We start from the raw sequence: 18,003 nt of genomic DNA on the forward strand, positions 1-18,003 counted from the left end.
GAATTTTTGTTAAATATGACCAAAATTGCATCAGTTTGTGGTATATTTGGGTCCGTTACTCAAAATTATACGCCATAGGATGTTATATGCCCTTCACGTCAGAGCCAATTGACACATTGGATATTTATATTAAAAAAGATCTTTCAGATAAAATGGGTAAATTTTTTGCAGTTTTGCGAAAGAACTTTACTGAAGATGACGCAAACACTTTATTGACCAACGCCAATGCGCAGGTTAAGCCAGGAGAAATGGTCAATGATCGAATCGCGATAATTCTCATTAATCAATTTATAAAAGCTGAAAAGGGCATTTCCTATGAACCCAAAGAGTCAGTGAAGAAAGGTGAGGTGAAGGATACGTATTTTAATGATAAGGGCGAAAAATACTACCAGGTTAAGCGTTTGGTAAGCCAGCGCTGGAGAGTTGTGTATTTCAAGAGTATGCTGGAAAAATGCAAGCCGCCTCTTTTACCAGAATCGGAGTCATCATCCCATGCACTTTCTACCCTAAATGAGGCGGAGTCGGCACCCACTTCTACCTGGTCTATTCTTCAGGGTTTCAAAAACTCTTTAGGAGAGGAATACTCAAAATTATTTGCTCCCAAACCGGCAGAAAAAAGAAAACTTGAGAAAGAAGTGGATGAGTTAAAACGTGAGAATAAAAAAATCAGAAGCAGCCTTAGGCAAGTGATGGAAAATCTGAATAATCTTAAAGCACAGCATGAGAGTTTGTTGCGAGTGCTAAGTCCCTTGGCTTCCATTAGTACCTCTTCATCCTGTACTTTGTCTAACATGTCTTCTTCCAGCACGTCTTCTTCAAGTACATCTTCTGAGGATATGCTGACGCTTAATCGGAACCTGCTGTTCAGCAATTCAGCGTCAGCTGCCATTGAGCCGCCTGGCTTGAGACAGAAGCCGGCTTCCTCGGGTGATTGCTTAATACCTTCATCTCATTAGGCTAGTTCTTTCATTAACAATTCTTTCAGACGCTCTTTTTCCCTGGGCGTCAAATGATTACTGCTGTGGCTGGAGACATAGAAGGTATCCTCAACTCGCTCGCCTGCAGTTGCAATTTTTGCACCGTGCAACAGAATGCCCAGGCGCGTGAAAATGCGACTTACATGAGCGAGTAACCCTGGCCGGTCAGTGGCTATCAGAAACAATCGGGTATGGGTAAGATGACTTTCTTCACTAAAGCTTATCTGTGGAGATAATTTGAAATGAGCCATAGTGCGCGTAATTCTGCGTTTGGAAATCGATGGAATTTCATTGGCTTTCGCCAATTGTTCAACTAATGCCTGCTGGATGAGATCAATTTTTTCCTTATCAAAAAGTGCCTGATGTTGTTCATCAAGGATAATATAGGTATCCAAATCAAACTCATTCTTACAGCTTAGAATCGTTGCTTCCTGTATGGTTGTATGATGGTTGCTTAACACCGTGGTGGTGATTGTAAAGCGTTCGTCGTGATGAGGCATATAAATGAACACCTCTGTTCCCCCCTCACTGTGATGGGGAAGGATCATGACCAGTGGGTATTCCTTGCACTCAAGGATTGCTTTAGTGTGCTTGGCAATTATTTTGGGGGATTCATGCAAAAAATAAATACCCTGAAAATTTTCCCATATCCTTTGAGCGCGAGCCGGAAGAATTTTATCTGCAATAAGAATTTCCAAAGCCTGTTGTTTGCGCGATTCAATTAAAGCAGATTCATTTGAAAAAGCGCTGGTTTCCAGTAATGCCTGTTTACTGGCTTTATATAACTCTTTTAGCAGAGTATCCTTCCAGCTGTTCCATAAAGAAGGATTCGTTCCACAGATATCGGCCACAGTTAAGAGATATAAATAGTCGAGGTAATGGAGGCTTGGAAGTTTGCTGCTAAAATCCTGGATGGTCTTGGGGTCATAGATATCCTGGCGCTGAGCTGTTTGCGACATTAGCAAGTGATTTTGTACAAGCCATATCAGCAACTCCCGATCATCGTCATCCAGATGGTGATTGATGGCAAACTGATTTGCTTCAAGTGCTCCCAAATCGGAATGATCCCCCCCGCGGCCTTTGGCGATGTCATGAAAAAATGCGGCTAAATAAATAATTTCCTTTTTTCTGATGGAAGACATTACCGAGCCAGCCAGCGGAAATTTTTGCGAATAAAATGGATTGAGAAAACGAACAATATTGCGAATGACGTAAAGGGTATGCTGATCGACTGTATATACATGAAAAAGATCATATTGCATCTGCCCTGTGACTGATGCAAAACAATCAAGATAATGGCCGAGTACTCCGTAGCGATTCATGTGCTGCAGGGCCTCAAATGGGTTGATTCCTTCCCTGAAAATCGCCATAAAAGCTGACGTGACGCTTCTCGTAAGCTTAAACCGTCTGTTCATCAGATAAAGATGCTGACGTATTAATCGAATAGTGCTTGCTCTGACCCCCTGGATATCCGGTTTTTTTGCGATCCACAGAAAAAGACTGATTAAGGCCTGGGGATGCTGAATAAACACACGGGTATGACGAATTTCAATAAAATTATTGGATAATTGAAAATAATTATCCAGACGCTGAATTCGTTGCTTTTCATGATGGACAATGGCTTCCGAAAACCATTGAAACAGCATTTCGTTTAGTTCACGATTACGCTTAATTACCGTGAAGTATGCTTTCATGAATTGCTCAATTCCGAGTGAGTGGGAATTGTCGGTGAAATTGAAAAGACTGGCTAGCTTAAGCTGATGATCAAAAAGAAGCCGTTCTTCCTGTTTGCCGGTTATGGCGTGCAGGGCAAAGCGAACGCGCCACAGGAAATGCTGGCAGTTGATTAATTCTTCATATTCCTTATCGGTAAAGAAGCCACAGCTGATGCCATCGGCCAGTTTTTTGATACCATAATGCCGTTTTCCAATACATAAGAGCATTTGCAAGTCACGAAGAGCTCCAGGACCATGTTTAACATTCGGCTCGAGATTATATTCTGTTTCGCCATATTTTTTATAACGTGTCTGCTGCTCCTGCATTTTGGCCAGAAAGTAATCTTCGCTAGGCCACATGTGCAGCGGATGGGTTTTATATTGTAACTCCTCCATCAGACTGCTTTTACCGCAAAGTAAATGCAAGTCGAGTATGCTGGAGATAACTGTCAGGTCTTTTTGCGCGAGTTGCGCACAAGCTTCAACTGTCGTAATTTGATGACTGATATTCATTCCTGCATCCCAGCATTCCTGAATGAAGGATTGAGCGCGTTGAACCTCAATTTTAGATAATTTTTCTGAATGCAATAACAAGAGATCGATATCAGAATGCAATAGTAACTCTCGTCTTCCATAGCTGCCCAGTGCAACCAGGCAAAACTGATTACTCAAATGAAGCTTGTTTTTATAGAATAAGCCTATCAGGCTCTGATCAATGAATTTGACCAGTTTTCGGGTAAGATGACCAATATTGGCCTTTTGATAAAACTCATTACACAGCTCTTCCCTGAACTGTTTTAATGTTTGCTTTAGAACTGGATTAACGTTCTTCATCACGAAGCGTCAGGATTTCTACCCCGTCATCGGTGACCAGCAGGGTATGCTCCCACTGAGCAGACAGGCTGTGATCTTTCGTCACAACCGTCCATTGGTCCGGCAGTAAACGAGTGTGATGCTTACCGATATTTACCATTGGCTCAATGGTGAATGTCATGCCCGCTCGTAACATTTCGCCGGTATCGGGAGTTCCATAATGCAGCACCTGCGGGTCCTCATGAAACACTCGACCGATCCCATGTCCGCAATAGTCCCGCACAACCGAGCAACGGTTTTTTTCAGCATGTTGCTGAATAGCGTATCCAATATCACCCAGGCGAACACCGGGTCTGACCATTTCAATGCCAATAAATAAACACTCATAAGCAACCTGGACTACATGACGGGCTTTCACCGAAGGCTGTCCGACAAAAAACATTTTGCTGGTGTCACCGTGATAGCCGTCCTTTATAACTGTGACATCAATATTGATAATATCGCCGTTTTTCAGAGCTTTTTTTCCGGGAATACCGTGGCAAACGACATGATTAATCGAAGTGCAAATCGACTTTGGAAAACCATTATATCCCAAGGGGGCAGGAATAGCCTGCTGCTCATTGACAATATAGTCATGGCAAATTGTGTTTAATTCATCAGTGGTAACCCCTTCTTTCACATAGGGTTCGATCATAGTCAGCACATCAGCGGCCAGTTTCCCGGCGATGCGCATTTTTTGTATCTCTTCAGGTGTTTTAATGCTTACAGGCATAAGAGGTCCATAAAACGGTTAGAGCGGAATATTCACTGAAATAGTAGCATAAGAATTCAATTTCTACATCATGGATTTAGGGTCAAAAAGATCTTATTTTGCTGTCGACCTTTGCTTTCACAAAGTTGTAAACGCACGCCTTTGCGAGCGTTAGCGAAGCAATTCAGAGCGAGTCTTCTCTAAACCCGGTAGTGGATTGCTTCACTTTGTTCGCAATGACGACGCACTTGATATTAATTAAGATTTATTTCAGAATCTAGCAGCCCATTTGTTTAAAGAATTCTCTTTTTTTGGTTTCCCATTGGGTCATCAATGTCTGGTATTGCTGCTTTTGTTGATCATTCAGCAAGTTATAAATTTGATTTTTCATGGTGATTTTGGTTTTCATCATGTTGCCAATCAAAGTCGTTTTTTGCTGAACCAGTGCATCCAGTTTGCCTTGATCCAGTGTAGGTGACATCACCAATGCTTTCATCTCTTCGCGAATACTTTTCATTTGCGTCCAATTCGCTTTCATTGCGCTTTTAGCATTGTCTTTAATCGCCTTAATTTTATCTTGCTGGTCCTGAGTCAATTGCAAAGTCTGAACCATTTCCTGCCATCTCTGTGCATGGGAGCACAGTTTGCCATTATCAGTGCTGGCAGCTTGCGAGCTGGCGGCTGGCTGATCAGTTGCAGTAGTGCTGTCTGCATAGACAGGTGCGGCCAATGAGGCAGATATGAACAATATTGGCAGCAATACTTTCTTGAACATGGTGTTCTCCTTGATGTTTTAATTTTTATCCAGTTTCGAGTATAGACTCTAAATGAAAATAATTCTTGTTATTCAGTCAAATTGATATTCATAATTAACGGGCAAACGATCTGTAATAACTCATTACGATTGCTGCAGGCGCCTAAATGTGATATAACTAGCGCGCTTTTAACGACACACACGTTTCGTCACATAAAGCGGGGTCCCCATGTGGGGTGCTTTATGGGAAGCGTGGAGGCATAACCCTTGGAGAAACAATGAATAACGTTAGTATGCGTGAACTATTGGAAGCGGGCGCTCATTTTGGGCATAGAACCCGTTTCTGGAACCCAAAAATGTCTGAGTATATTTTTGGCTCAAGAAACAAAATTCATATCATCAACCTGGAAAAAACACTGCCCATGTTGAATGATGTTGCCAACTATGTTGGCCGTCTGGCTTCTAACAAAGCTAAAATCCTGTTTGTTGGTACAAAAAGAGCGGCTCAGGAAAGCATTCGTGAACATGCAAAGCGCTGTGGTATGCCCTATGTTGACCATCGCTGGTTGGGCGGCATGCTGACAAACTATAAAACTGTCCGTCAGTCTATTTTCAGACTCAAAGAACTGAAAGAATTACGTGACAAAGGTGCTTTTGAAACTATGATTAAGAAAGAAGCACTGATGTTAAGCCGCGAACTGGAAAAACTGGAGCGTGGATTAGGCGGTATCGAGGATATGGGTGGATTGCCAGATGCTCTCTTCGTTGTCGATGTCGGTTTTGAACACATCGCTGTTGAAGAAGCGCGTCGATTAAAAATTCCTGTCATTGGTGTGGTTGATACTAACAACAGCCCAGACAATATTGATTATGTCATTCCAGGTAATGATGACTCCATGCGCGCAGTGGATATTTATGTCCGCGTGGTTGCAGATGCTATTGCCGATGCAAAAAGCGGCAACACAGTAGGTGGAGTAGCAAGCAGTGAATTCGTGGAAGTATCGTCTGCCGAGGAAGCTGAAAAAGCGGGTGAATAATTAACTTTGCTAAAGGGGCGCGTTGTCCAAGCATAAATCGGATATGAAGTTCCTTCACACCGTTTTATGACTTGTCTGCAGCGCACCCCTTTTTACTATGTGGAGAATTGAAATGAGTATAAGTGCTGCATTGGTTATGAAGTTACGTGAAAGAACTGGCGCCGGAATGATGGAGTGCAAAAAGTTTCTGGTTGCGACCAATGGTGACATTGAATTGGCCATCTCTGAAATGAGAAAAGCAGGCCAGGCCAAAGCCGATAAAAAAGCGGATCGAATTGCTGCTGAAGGTGTCATTGTGATTGCGCGTTCTGCTGATGGACGTAGTGCAGTCATGCTGGAAATTAACAGTGAGACTGACTTCGTTGCCAGAGATGAGAATTTTACCCGTTTCGCAGAAAAAGTGGCTGCGACTGCTCTGGAAAGCTCTGTCGCCGATGTTGCTGCGCTTGCCAACGAGACATTAAAAGATACTGACAGCACAGTCGAACAGGCTCGTCAGGAGCTGGTCGCGAAAATTGGTGAAAACATCAAGATTCGCCGTATGGAAAGAATGTCTTGCGATGGTGTAATTGGATCTTATCTGCATGGCTCAAGAATTGGTGTTCTGGTTGCACTGAAAAATGGCGAAGAAGCACTGGCTAAAGACATTGCGATGCATATCGCTGCCAGTCGTCCGATGGTTGTGAACCGCGATCAGGTATCTGCTGAAGCAATTGAAAACGAGCGTGAAATCTTCACTGCTCAAGCCAGAGAAAGCGGCAAGCCACAGGAAATCATCGATAAAATGATTGAAGGCCGTATTAATAAATTCATCGACGAAGTTAGCTTGAATGGTCAGCCTTTCGTTAAAGATCCCAATGTTAAAGTGGGTCAGCTGCTGAAAGAAAAAGGCGCTGAAGTAACTGCGTTCCTTCGTTTTGAAGTAGGGGAAGGCATTGAGAAAAAAGAAGACAACTTTGTTGAAGAAGTGATGGCACAGGTTCGTGATTAATGATGAGCGATAATCACTTACAGTTAAAATATAAACGCATTTTATTAAAATGCAGCGGTGAAGCACTGATGGGCAAGGCTCAGTTCGGCATTGACCCCTCAGTGCTGGACCTTATCGCGAATGATGTGGCTGAACTGATCCGTATGGGAGTTGAAGTTGGCCTGGTAATTGGCGGCGGAAATCTCTTTCGCGGTAAAGCATTGTCGGAAGCGGGTTTGGGCCGGGTAACCGGGGATCACATGGGCATGCTTGCCACAGTAATGAATGCTTTGGCTATGAGAGATGCATTGGAACGTATTGACATGCCTGCAAGAATCATGTCTGCTATTCCTATGTTAGGTGTTGTTGATCCCTATCACCGGCGTAAAGCGATTACCCATTTGCGTAATGGTCATGTTGTGATTTTTGCTGCGGGAACCGGTAATCCATTTTTTACAACTGATTCTGCTGCCTGCTTACGGGCGATAGAAGTGGGCGCTGATATTGTATTAAAAGCAACCAAGGTTGATGGGATTTACAATGATGATCCAATGATAAATCCAAAAGCCACTCGCTACGATTATTTAAGCTACAGACAAGTGCTCAGCGATGGCTTAAAAGTGATGGATTCAACCGCTATCTGTCTTTGTATGGATCATGGAATGCCGCTTCAGGTGTTCGATTTGTTTGCACCGGGCGCCTTGAAAAAAATTGTATCAGGTGAACGCGTAGGAACTATTGTAGGAGCCAATAATGATTAATGATGTCAAAAATGATGCTGAAAAACGAATGAAAAAATCCGTTGAGTCATTGCAGCATGAATTGACAAAAATCAGAACCGGAAGAGCAAATGCCAGTTTGCTGGATCATATCCAGGTAGACTATTACGGCAATCTCACTCCCTTAAACCAGGTCGCCAATGTCTCTGCCAGTGATTCAAGAACTTTATTAGTCACTCCCTGGGAAAAATCGATGGTGGCTGTAGTGGAGAAGGCAATTCTGACCTCTGATTTAGGATTAAACCCAGCTACTGCTGGATCAGCAATCCGCGTTCCCATGCCGCCTTTGACTGAGGAACGACGAAAAGAATTGATCAAAGTAGTACGGGGTGAAGGAGAACAGGCTAAAGTAGCTATCCGTAACGTGCGCCGTGATGCTAACAATCAATTGAAGGAGCTGGTTAAAGAAAAGCAAATCTCTGAAGATGATGAGCGAAGAGCTGGTGAGCTAATTCAAAAAATCACTGACAAGTATATCGTTGATATTGATCACGTCCTGGCTGAGAAAGAAAAAGATCTGATGGCATTCTAATTGCCGATTTTTTGACTTTTCCATTGTCTCCACATACCGCGCTATAGAACCAGGCAACTAATCTATCGTCTTTACGAACGAAGTGAAGCAATCCAGATCGAAACTTGAATAAGATAAAGAGCTGGATTGCTTCGCTAACGCTCGCAAAGACGATTTTTGCGTCCCCATCTTCATTTAACAATGCCTTTTGCGCAGACGTGAATCCATTCCTCAATTGGCATTGTAGCGAGCTGAGATATGAAGTTCCCACCTCTGCGGGGAGGCACTGTTGCTTGGATAGAACCAAGCAAACCAAACTGTCGTCTTTGCGAACGAAGTGAAAGCAATCCAGATCAAGCTTTGACCAAGGTTATGGGCTGGATTGCTACGCTCGCAAAGACGAACTTATGCACCTGTTTTCATTTGCGCAACAACGCCTCGCGGGAATGCCAGTGCTCAAAATGAATTGGAAACGGGCACGTTCTGAGGAGCTTGTTCCTGCTCTCCAGGTAAGCCGTTTCTGGTATCAGCAAATAAGGGGAGTCCTGAATTCAAAGAGGAGGGGCGTGTATTCGCTCGCCACTGACCTGCTGTTATTTCTGAATTGCCATTATTTAGCTCTACTGATGGCTTTGGAGTTATAGTTTCCGTTGGCTCTTCTGCCATTTCTTGAGTCGCTGAATTGACCAACTCTAATTTGGGAGCCGCTTTATTGAAGCTAACCATTCGATTGCGGCTTGGATCCCCTTTACGAATCAATGGAACCTCGGGTCCTTCAACAGCGTAGCCAAGACCGCATTTAGCCAAACGTTCTTTCCAGTAAGTCATTGGTTGAAAATTTCGGATTTCCTTGATTTCTTTGTTCAACGGGACACCAGTTACCGCATTAAAGATAGTATGCGCCATATGAGCCATACTCATTGATTCATCATCAATTACATCATGATCAACCAGCAAAAACCGTCCATCTTTTCGGAGTACTCTTCGTATCTCAAGTAAAAATTTATCCAATTCTTCTTCTGGAAAATGGTGTAATCCTACATAACAGGTTATAACATCTGCACTATTATCCTTTAGATTTGCAAGGCCTGGATGCTTATAATGCAATTTTTCAAAACGATGATAGGGCCTCGGAAAACCAGTCTGTACATAATCCGTAATAGAAGGATTTTTATAAACGGCAACAATCTGTCCTTTTATAGTTCGGTTATTTTGCTTAAATCCAGAAACAAAACGCCCGGGATAGCCGATTTCAACAAGGCCATCAATAGTGGTCATGTCCTCTGGTAACAAGGATTGCGCCTGAGCTCCCAAGTCTGTTTTGATACTGGAAAGAGAGTTAAGTGTGCGTCTGAAATCGGTGAGTGTTCCTGGCCTAACTTCGGGTAACCTGCGGCATAACTCTTCATAAATTTCTTCATGACTATCTTTATATTTCAAGATGTCATCCATCAACGCGATTAGCTTATCGCTATCTATTCGTTGTAGTATATTATTTAGGAAGCCTGAAAAGCGCTTCTGGGTCTCCTTGTTAGCCATTACGGCTTTAAAATGATTCACTTCAGGGCTTTTTGTTGCAAGATATTTCTGGAAGAATCCACTTACAAACAAATTATCAGGATCATACTCCTTTTTAAGCTCAATAAGTTCCGAAGCATAGGGATAGGATTTTTCAAAATCTTCAGGCGAGGAAACATGCTGATAAGGTAGATAATAACTTCCACCATGGTTCACTGCCAGTGCTTGCGCCTCCCTTAGCCATTTTTGCACTGATATCTTCTCTTCATCGCTCAAAGATTGATTAAAACAAAGTACCAAAGCAAAACGATCACCGTCGTGAGCATAAGAAAGCGGGGCTGCATCGTGTTTCAGAACAAAGCGGATGGAGGCATTCAGTAAAATAACCTCATTATCCATTAGTAATTGGCCTAATGCTAACGTGAAATCCTCTAAGTTTTCCTCAGGAACAAAGAATTCCTGGAGCCACTCACTCTCGCTGACTGCAGGATTGAACATAGCATTAATGGGAGGCTGCATAATCTCGTTACGAGTCATTGGCGCACTATTGTTGGCCAACAAACGTGTTTTTTCCCACTCCCAATAGGTTTTGCGGATGAAGCCAAAACGGCGAGCCAGATTCACCATGATTTGGTTAAATCGGGTTCCTCGTGCTGATTCCATTCTTAGATGAGGCGCTGAGATCGGCTTTGCCGTGCCTTCTTTCACATAATTTACTGCGACCCCCGAACCAAGCAGGTTATTGGGATCTAAGGAGAGGCGGAATAAATGCATTTTAATGTTGGGATCTTTCTGCACCGTTTCTCTGAAATAGGAAACATAATCTGCGAGAGAAATTTCAACACCGCGCTCGTGCAAAAGATCGTTGTCAGTAAGTTGAATTTTAACACTGACAACTGTAGCCAAAAGTCCGAGACTTCCCGGGATTTTATGAAACAATGGATCTTCAGGAGTTAATGTGATTCGCTCCCCTTTGCCATTGACAATATCCATCGAAAGAATGGTATTTGAAACAACCCCTTTTGTGTGGTCCCACCCATGAATATTCGTTCCAATGGACCCGCCCACTGAAAATACATTGGAAGCCTGCATTACTTGAAGTGCCAGTCGATGCTTGTTGGCTTCAAGTTGTATATCCGCCCAGGTTGCACCTGCACCGACAATGGCTGTTTTCTCTTTCGAGTTGATTTCAACTTCATTAAGTTTTGAAAGATCGACAGCAATACCACCTTTCACATCCTCAGGGAAATATTGTTTCCCTTGGCTTCTTCCGGCTCCTACAGGCATAATTTTTGTGGCACTATGACGCGCTTGTATAAAAATTTCCTGTACTTCTTCAATTGTTTCTGGTTGTCTTATCTGAACATTAGGGGAATGATGAAGACCGCCTCCGGAGATAATACCTTTATCTTTACGGTCTGGAGTAAAATAAAAAATTACAAGTTTTGGTGAAAATAACCCAACGACCGATGCAAGCAGGGCATAAAGATTCCGGCTAAATAAAGTGCTGTATTTTTGTTGCTCAGTTAAACGCCGCTCCTGGCGCTCGTCACTGGTAAAAAAAGAACCCAGAGCATAACGTATTCCCAGTGCTCCTGATGCAACCATATCCAAAAGAGCCAGTGGTAAAAATAATCCCACATAAATAGTGCGTGTTTTAAGATAACTAATCAATTGTCCGAGGTAGCTTTTGGGCCAGTTAAGATAGGCGCGATCAATCATCCCTGCGGCAACTGAACTGAAACGTCCTACACCCGGCAGTTTTTCTAAAAAATTTTTAATACTTAAACTCAAGGGCATTTTGTCTATCCTTAAAAATTATGAATGAATTTAGTTTCAACACCTTCTTGACTGCTGAGCCGAGTAAGGGTTTTATGAAGATCTCTTGCAGGCACATCAAAAAGACAAAATTTTCTTGTACTATCAATATGATTCTCGTAGGTATACAGCGGATTCACGTGTTTGACTTGATTGGCTGCTTTTTGCCGTACATTTAGTTTTGCGCTGTCTTCGCCCTCAATAAGGCACTTGACCTGAACCTGTTCCTGTCCTGCCAATAGTCGGGTATGAATACCGTTTTGGGCCATAGCATGAACAGCTGGCTGAAATGCAGCATAACGCGGAGCACTAATACGGGCATACACTGAAGTGTATGATTGTCCGTGCTTTTCTTTGATTTTACCCTTTGCATACACGTGATCATCAACTATTGCAATGGCGTGCTCTTTGGAAAGACTTTCAATTTTGTGTTTAAGCTGACTTTTTGCAGCCTCGAAGTCAGTCTCGTCAGCAACATTGAGTTTAACCAGCAAGTCAGTGGTTGCTGGAACCAGATTATTGTCCTGATGAAACCACCAGCTCAGGGGGCTGGAAATGAGGCGTCTTGCGAGTAATTCCGTTGAAACTACTTTCCAACTAAACCAGTCACCCCAGGTCCAATTTTGGCAAGCTTTATACTTTTCTGCTAAATCGTTGCGAATTTTTTTATATTCATGATCATAAAAAGGTATGGTTTGTAAGTCTTTAGCGTATTGTTTATAAAACTCTGCTAAATGCTGCTGCATTTCACTAGGATTTTCTTTATTGAAGAATGGGAAAGTGATGAGAGATAAGATTGCTTTAGGCAAAAGCTCCATTGTGGTAAAAGCACTGACGAATACGTCCATAACCATATACTCAGAAGAAATTATCTCCCAGCGACTATTGTATTGTCGGGCTGCCTGATATGAATTATAAAATACTCTCCATAATCCCCCAATCTGCCGGAAGTAGGGGAAATGAAACATCGAATTATTTTGTCCCAGGTATTCGCCATACTCACTGGCCATTTCAACGTTTCGCCATTCAGGGCCGGTCATATAGGATTGATATTGCTCACGCCTATAGCCTGCCCTGTCAACTATCTGTAGACGTTCGTTCAGTTTTCTTAAAAATTTACCCACACTCATCCTCCATTTACCAGGTTAAAAATCTGCTGCAACTTCCTGAAACAAGTCGTTAGAATTGTTTTTGGCAATAATGGCGCGGATTGTTGCATGGATTGAAAATAGTTGTCAAAGTGAGTAAAGGTGAAGCTATAGTCCCTTGATATAAAAAGAATATTTGCTAACATCTATCTATTCACTCTTTTAAACACGCATAATCAGGAGAACTACGTGGATAAAATTCAACCCTTATTTACTATTACCGCCACATCAACAGGTGGGCGAAATGGCCATAGTGAAACCAAAGACGGCATGGTTTCTGTCAATCTTTCAGTTCCCAAAGATTTAGGCGGTCAGGGAAAACCTGATACAGCAACACCCGAACATTTATTCGCGGCTGGATACGCGGCCTGCTTTGGTGGCGCACTGGATTTCATTGCCAAGATGAACAAAAAAGATGCTTCCAAGGCAACAATTGATTGCAGCGTATCGATTGGCAAACGCGAACCCACTGGATTTGCACTGGCGGTTAAAATTCAGGTCGAAGATAAAACTCTGCCGCAAAAGGATCTGGAGGCTTTGGTTAAAGAAGCGCATGAAAAAATTTGCCCTTATTCACATGCAACACGCGGCAATATCGAAGTGGACTTTTCGGTAATTGGCGCATAAACCCTGCTAAGCTGCTGATATCATGCGAGCATGCCGGTTTATCTGTTTACCTGACCTGCCATATTGCAGAGTCATTAATTTACAGTAGAATGGGGATCATTTAATCAATGGTATCCTCAAAATGCTACAGCAAGTAAAGACAGAAGGTGGTGTGTTTATTGAGTTTGAGCAGCAATCGCTTGTTTATAACAATGCGATTGAGCCCTTGCTTGATAAGCTGGATTCTCAACGAGGTGCTTTATTCGCATCCAGTTTTGAATATCCTGGACGCTATACTTGCTGGGATATCGGTTTTTATAATCCACCGATGGCATTGGTAGTTAAACAACAAAGCGCCTCACTGCAAGCCCTTAACCGACGCGGTGAGATATTATTAATAATTGCGCAGGCTGCTTTGAGCAAGTCCGAAGCAATTACCATTACAGAAACCAGCAAACAGGCTTTGCATCTTGAAATAAACAAATCTGAAAAAATTTTCACTGAGGAAGACAGAAGCCGGCAACCTTCCGTATTTAGTATTATCCGTTGTTTGATAGAGTTGTTTAAGTTGCCCGAGGAGCCTTATCTTGGGTTATATGGTGCTTTGGGCTACGATTTGATTTTTCAATTTGAGGGCTTAAAACAACATAAAAAAAGAGCCGAAAACCAGCGTGAAATGGTTCTTTATTTCCCTGATGAAATTTATATCGTCAACCATCGAAAAGAAGAGGCCTTTATCCGACGATATGATTTTCAGTTTCAGGGGGAGTCCACTCAATCATTACCCCGTGACGGACAGTTCTCAGATTATCATGCCGAAAAGCAGCCCGATGAGTTTTGTGACCACAGGGAAGGAGAGTATGCGGCAGTTGTTGAAACCGCTAAAAAACGATTTGCATGCGGGGACCTGTTTGAAGTAGTTCCCAGTCAGACTTTTTACGCTCATTGTCCTCAAAAGCCCTCTGACTTATTTCGTAAAATGCGGGCAGTGAATCCTTCCCCCTATGGTTTTTTTATTAATCTGGGTGAGGAAGAATATTTGGTTGGAGCATCGCCTGAAATGTACGTGCGTGTGACGGGTGATATGGTAGAGACTTGTCCTATTTCCGGCACAATCAAGCGAGGAGGGGATGCCATAGAAGACGCTCATAATATTCAGCTTCTTCTCGACTCGGAAAAGGAAGCATCCGAGTTGACAATGTGCACGGATGTGGACCGCAATGACAAATCACGAATCTGTGAGGCGGGTAGTGTTCAGGTCATTGGCCGAAGGCAAATCGAAATGTATTCCCGGCTGATTCATACAGTTGATCATGTGAGAGGGACATTGCGAGAGGGTTTTGATGCGGTTGATGCATTTCTTACTCACATGTGGGTAGTGACTGTGACCGGCGCACCTAAATTATGGGCAATGAATTTTATAGAGGAGCATGAGAAATCGCCTAGACGCTGGTATGCGGGAGCCGTAGGCTGGTTTGGTTTTAATGGCAATTTAAATACCGGCCTCGTATTAAGAACCATGCGAATCCAGAAAGGGATAGCTGAAATCAGAGTGGGGGCGACCTTATTATATGATTCCGATCCTGTATCAGAAGAGCAGGAAACCCGTTTGAAGGCTTCTGCATTTGTCGATTTATTAAAGCCAGCTTCACAAAAAATAAGTTTGGGTGTATCGCAAATGCCCGGGAAAGGTAAAAAAATATTATTAGTTGATCACCAGGACTCCTTTGTTCATACCCTTGCGAATTATCTTCGCCAAACGGGTGCAGAAGTGAAAACCATGCGTTATGATCATGCGCTTGAATGTTTGAAATCTGAACCTTTTGACCTGGTGGTGTTGTCGCCAGGCCCTGGTTGTCCGGCTGATTTTGAATTGAATAAAACCATTGCTACAGTAATTGAACAGGGAATTCCTTTGTTTGGGGTTTGTCTGGGATTGCAAGGTCTGGTGGAATATTTTGGCGGAAAACTGGAAACACTGGCCTATCCAATGCATGGAAAAGCATCTGAAATCAGAGTAGAGAATGAATCAGCCTTGTTTAAAGGACTTGGAAATTCATTTACAGCCGGACGTTATCATTCATTGTATGCTTCACGTCCGAGCTTCCCGGCAGAGCTTAAAATAACGGCAGCAACCGATGATGGAGTAATTATGGCGATTGAACATCATAGCAAACCGATATATGCCGTACAGTTTCATCCCGAGACTATTTTATCGTTAGCGAAACAGGCGGGATTTAAAATAATCAGTAATTTAATGGACTTAATTAATGAAATTGAAAGGACGACTGTGGAATAAAGTAGTCAGTGTTTATTTTATTTCGATTCTATTAGGGATATTGACCGGCCTGGCAGGTTCTTTATTTCAGATTGCCATTACTCATGTAAGCCAATTTCTTAGCTGGGTGAAGTCATTCACTCAGGGACAATGGGTTCTGACATTGGTGATTAGCGTTTTTTTCACTGCATTAATGGTAATTATTGCATGGGCCCTGGTTCGCTTTATCGCAGCAGAAGGGGCCGGAAGTGGAGTACAGGAAATCGAAGGCACTTTGCTGCATAAAAGGCCTATTCACTGGCGGCGTTTGCTTCCTGTCAAATTTATCGGCGGCGTTTTAGCAATAAGCGCAAAGATGGTAGTCGGGCGTGAAGGACCTACTATTCAAATGGGCGGCAATTTCGGCGCGATGCTGGGAGAGTGGTTCAGTATACAGAGAAGCCGTCGTGACACGCTCATTTCAGCAGGAGCGGCTGCGGGTCTTGCCACTGCGTTTAATGCACCTTTAGCTGGTGTACTGTTCGTGATTGAGGAGATGCGCAACGAATTTAATTTTAATTTCACCAACTTCAAAATGGTGGCTATCTGCTGTGTGATGGCTACCATTACCGGCCAATTGATCATGGGAACGGCGCCTGCAATTCCAATGGCCGTTTTTACTGAGCCAAGTCTGCATTCGTTGTGGTTATTTTTCCTGTTCGGATTAATCATGGGATTTGCAGGTTTAATATTTAATGTTTGTTTGATGAAATGTCTGAGATTAAGTGATCGATGGAGCACCCCTCAGAAATTTATTTATGTTGCAATAACTGCCTGTCTCATTGGTACTTTTACTGTAATGTATCCCCCGATTGTCGGAGGAGGGTATGACATTATTGAACAATCCTTAACCCTTTCCCCGCCAGCGTATGTGTTGTTGCTGTGGATTTTGCTTCGCTTTGTGACTACCTTGATGAGTTATACCACCGGAGTGCCGGGAGGTATTTTCGCGCCGATGCTGGCGCTGGGTACTCTGGCAGGTCTCGCCTGCTATAACATGCTGCTGTGGTTAGTTCCTGAACTGGACATTCACCCGGGGATGTTTGCTGTGGCTGGGATGGGATCACTTTTTTCAGCTGCTGTACGTGCTCCAGTGACAGGGATTATTCTGGTTGTGGAAATGACCCAGAATTATTCCCTGATTTTGCCCTTGATGGTCAGTTGTCTGACTTCGACAACCGTTGTTCAATTAGCTGGTAATGAGCCTATTTATACCCAGTTGTTAAGGCGGACTCTGAAGAACAGCTGATGGTGCTCAAAGACTGATAACGATCTTGCCAAAATGTTTGCCATCAAGCATATGTTGCTGAGCTTTTTCTATTTCCGAGAATTGAAAGATAGAATCGATGACGGGTTTGAGCGCCCGACTCTGCAAAGCAAATCCCCAGCGTTTATGCGCTGCCTGCCATAAGTATATTTTCTCGGTAATAGATTGCGATCTTAATACAAACCCCTCAATTTTAAGCCGTTTTCTCATTAAAGTTGTAAGATCAAGTTCCACATTTCGCCCCAGCATCGATGCAATTTGAATTAGACGGCCAGATGGTTTCAACAGTTTGAGATGCTTATTGAAATATTCGCCGCCCATATAGTCCAGAACCAGGTCGAGCGAGTCAGAAGCAATCAATTCTGCGAAATCCTCTTGCCGATAATTGATAACCTGGGTGGCCCCAAGTCCGATTGCCTGCTCGGCTTTACTTGAATTACTGGCCGTTGTCAAAACATTCACCTGGGTGAGTTTAGCCATTTGAATGGCCATGGTTGTAATGCCGCTGCCTGCTGCATGAACCAACATGGTTTCCTGACTCGACAGATTTCCCAACTCGAAAAGGGTCGCGTTGGCGGTGGTTAATGCTTCAGGAATGGCTGCAGCATATTCGAATGACCAGTCGGGAGGCATTTTTTCTGCAAGCAATTGATGAATGGGACAGTATTCAGCATAAGCGCCGCTGCCTACTAATCCGTAGATAGTATCGCCAGGTTTAAAGCGAGTGACTTTTGCACCTATTGCCACTACTTCACCCGCTGCCTCAAGGCCTGGTATTGCCGATTCACCCGGCGGGGGTGGATATTTGCCCTGACGCTGCATTAAATCAGCGCGGTTCAAGGCGATTGCTTTTACTTTAACTAATACCTGATGGTCATTGATAGCGGGTATTTTTTCTTTAACTATCGTGAGTTGATGATTTGCATCAATAAGGATGCAGCGCATGAAATCAGGAGGTGTATTAATCATTGAATTCTATTCCTGTCTTTAATATGGTAAGCGGTAGGTATATAATTTTGTTT

14 protein-coding genes are annotated in these 18,003 nt (G+C 43.1%); 8 read left to right on the forward strand and 6 right to left on the reverse strand.

The features are described 5' to 3' along the window. The first annotated feature begins 86 nt into the window (after positions 1–86). Positions 87–956, forward strand: coding sequence for a hypothetical protein (locus DYH61_RS05910; RefSeq protein ID WP_058506711.1), 870 nt, complete (start codon positions 87–89; stop codon positions 954–956). On the opposite strand, the gene glnD is transcribed toward DYH61_RS05910, so the two are convergent. The 3 genes from glnD to DYH61_RS05925 all read right to left on the reverse strand — a co-directional run bounded on the left by glnD (position 953) and on the right by DYH61_RS05925 (position 5,031). After that, on the reverse strand, positions 953–3,526 hold the full coding sequence (gene glnD / locus DYH61_RS05915; protein WP_058506710.1) for a [protein-PII] uridylyltransferase: 2,574 nt from the start codon (positions 3,524–3,526) through the stop codon (positions 953–955). The genes DYH61_RS05910 and glnD overlap by 4 nt on opposite strands. Next, a complete protein-coding gene (gene map, locus DYH61_RS05920) occupies positions 3,513–4,277 on the reverse strand; it encodes a type I methionyl aminopeptidase (protein WP_058506709.1) in 765 nt (254 codons plus the stop codon). Before map ends, glnD begins: the two co-directional genes overlap by 14 nt. 256 nt (positions 4,278–4,533) lie before the next feature. Further along, on the reverse strand, positions 4,534–5,031 hold the full coding sequence (locus tag DYH61_RS05925; RefSeq protein ID WP_058506708.1) for a Spy/CpxP family protein refolding chaperone: 498 nt from the start codon (positions 5,029–5,031) through the stop codon (positions 4,534–4,536). Positions 5,032–5,288: 257 nt separating this feature from the next. On the opposite strand from DYH61_RS05925, the gene rpsB reads away from it, so the two are divergent. From rpsB to frr, 4 genes are all read left to right on the forward strand, one after another. After that, positions 5,289–6,047 carry a 30S ribosomal protein S2 gene (gene rpsB, locus DYH61_RS05930; RefSeq protein ID WP_058506707.1) on the forward strand — a complete coding sequence of 253 codons (759 nt, stop codon included), beginning with the start codon at positions 5,289–5,291 and terminating at the stop codon, positions 6,045–6,047. A gap of 112 nt (positions 6,048–6,159) precedes the next feature. Next, positions 6,160–7,038 carry a translation elongation factor Ts gene (tsf, locus tag DYH61_RS05935; protein ID WP_058506706.1) on the forward strand — a complete coding sequence of 293 codons (879 nt, stop codon included), beginning with the start codon at positions 6,160–6,162 and terminating at the stop codon, positions 7,036–7,038. After that, on the forward strand, positions 7,038–7,778 hold the full coding sequence (gene pyrH, locus DYH61_RS05940; RefSeq protein WP_058506705.1) for a UMP kinase: 741 nt from the start codon (positions 7,038–7,040) through the stop codon (positions 7,776–7,778). Before tsf ends, pyrH begins: the two co-directional genes overlap by 1 nt. Continuing rightward, entirely contained in the window at positions 7,771–8,328 is a 558-nt protein-coding gene (frr, locus tag DYH61_RS05945; protein WP_058506704.1) for a ribosome recycling factor, read from the forward strand. The genes pyrH and frr overlap by 8 nt, the downstream gene beginning before the upstream one ends. A 435-nt stretch (positions 8,329–8,763) precedes the next feature. On the opposite strand, the gene DYH61_RS05950 is transcribed toward frr, so the two are convergent. Beyond that, positions 8,764–11,625 (reverse strand): FAD-binding protein, encoded by a 2,862-nt coding sequence (locus DYH61_RS05950; RefSeq protein WP_058506703.1) that lies wholly within the window; start codon positions 11,623–11,625, stop codon positions 8,764–8,766. A gap of 11 nt (positions 11,626–11,636) precedes the next feature. Continuing rightward, positions 11,637–12,767: a hypothetical protein gene (locus DYH61_RS05955; RefSeq protein WP_133129075.1), complete on the reverse strand. Its 1,131-nt coding sequence runs from the start codon at positions 12,765–12,767 to the stop codon at positions 11,637–11,639. A gap of 213 nt (positions 12,768–12,980) precedes the next feature. Here DYH61_RS05955 and DYH61_RS05960 point away from each other — a divergent pair, with 213 nt between their 5' ends. The 3 genes from DYH61_RS05960 (at position 12,981) to clcA (ending at position 16,963) form a co-directional block, all read left to right on the forward strand. Next, on the forward strand, positions 12,981–13,418 hold the full coding sequence (locus tag DYH61_RS05960) for an organic hydroperoxide resistance protein (protein ID WP_058506701.1): 438 nt from the start codon (positions 12,981–12,983) through the stop codon (positions 13,416–13,418). Positions 13,419–13,539: 121 nt separating this feature from the next. Then, on the forward strand, positions 13,540–15,696 hold the full coding sequence (locus DYH61_RS05965; protein WP_058506700.1) for an anthranilate synthase component I: 2,157 nt from the start codon (positions 13,540–13,542) through the stop codon (positions 15,694–15,696). Beyond that, positions 15,686–16,963, forward strand: a complete 1,278-nt coding sequence (gene clcA, locus DYH61_RS05970) for a H(+)/Cl(-) exchange transporter ClcA (protein ID WP_058507294.1) — start codon at positions 15,686–15,688, stop codon at positions 16,961–16,963. Before DYH61_RS05965 ends, clcA begins: the two co-directional genes overlap by 11 nt. A gap of 6 nt (positions 16,964–16,969) precedes the next feature. On the opposite strand, the gene DYH61_RS05975 is transcribed toward clcA, so the two are convergent. Next, positions 16,970–17,950, reverse strand: a complete 981-nt coding sequence (locus tag DYH61_RS05975) for an NAD(P)H-quinone oxidoreductase (protein WP_234999805.1) — start codon at positions 17,948–17,950, stop codon at positions 16,970–16,972. Between the last annotated feature and the right edge of the window lie 53 nt (positions 17,951–18,003).

Source organism: Legionella quinlivanii (assembly GCF_900461555.1).
GTDB classification, from domain to species: Bacteria; Pseudomonadota; Gammaproteobacteria; order Legionellales; family Legionellaceae; genus Legionella_C; species Legionella_C quinlivanii.

Bases quoted from the DNA above. Each gene is read 5' to 3' on its own strand.
- tsf (WP_058506706.1), top strand. From the start codon at position 6,160: ATGAGTATAAGTGCTGCATTGGTTATGAAGTTACGTGAAAGAACTGGC.
- rpsB (WP_058506707.1), top strand. From the start codon at position 5,289: ATGAATAACGTTAGTATGCGTGAACTATTGGAAGCGGGCGCTCATTTT.
- pyrH (WP_058506705.1), top strand. From the start codon at position 7,038: ATGATGAGCGATAATCACTTACAGTTAAAATATAAACGCATTTTATTA.
- DYH61_RS05910 (WP_058506711.1), top strand. From the start codon at position 87: ATGCCCTTCACGTCAGAGCCAATTGACACATTGGATATTTATATTAAA.
- DYH61_RS05950 (WP_058506703.1), bottom strand. From the start codon at position 11,625: ATGCCCTTGAGTTTAAGTATTAAAAATTTTTTAGAAAAACTGCCGGGT.
- DYH61_RS05975 (WP_234999805.1), bottom strand. From the start codon at position 17,950: ATGATTAATACACCTCCTGATTTCATGCGCTGCATCCTTATTGATGCA.
- frr (WP_058506704.1), top strand. From the start codon at position 7,771: ATGATTAATGATGTCAAAAATGATGCTGAAAAACGAATGAAAAAATCC.
- DYH61_RS05925 (WP_058506708.1), bottom strand. From the start codon at position 5,031: ATGTTCAAGAAAGTATTGCTGCCAATATTGTTCATATCTGCCTCATTG.
- glnD (WP_058506710.1), bottom strand. From the start codon at position 3,526: ATGAAGAACGTTAATCCAGTTCTAAAGCAAACATTAAAACAGTTCAGG.
- DYH61_RS05965 (WP_058506700.1), top strand. From the start codon at position 13,540: ATGCTACAGCAAGTAAAGACAGAAGGTGGTGTGTTTATTGAGTTTGAG.
- map (WP_058506709.1), bottom strand. From the start codon at position 4,277: ATGCCTGTAAGCATTAAAACACCTGAAGAGATACAAAAAATGCGCATC.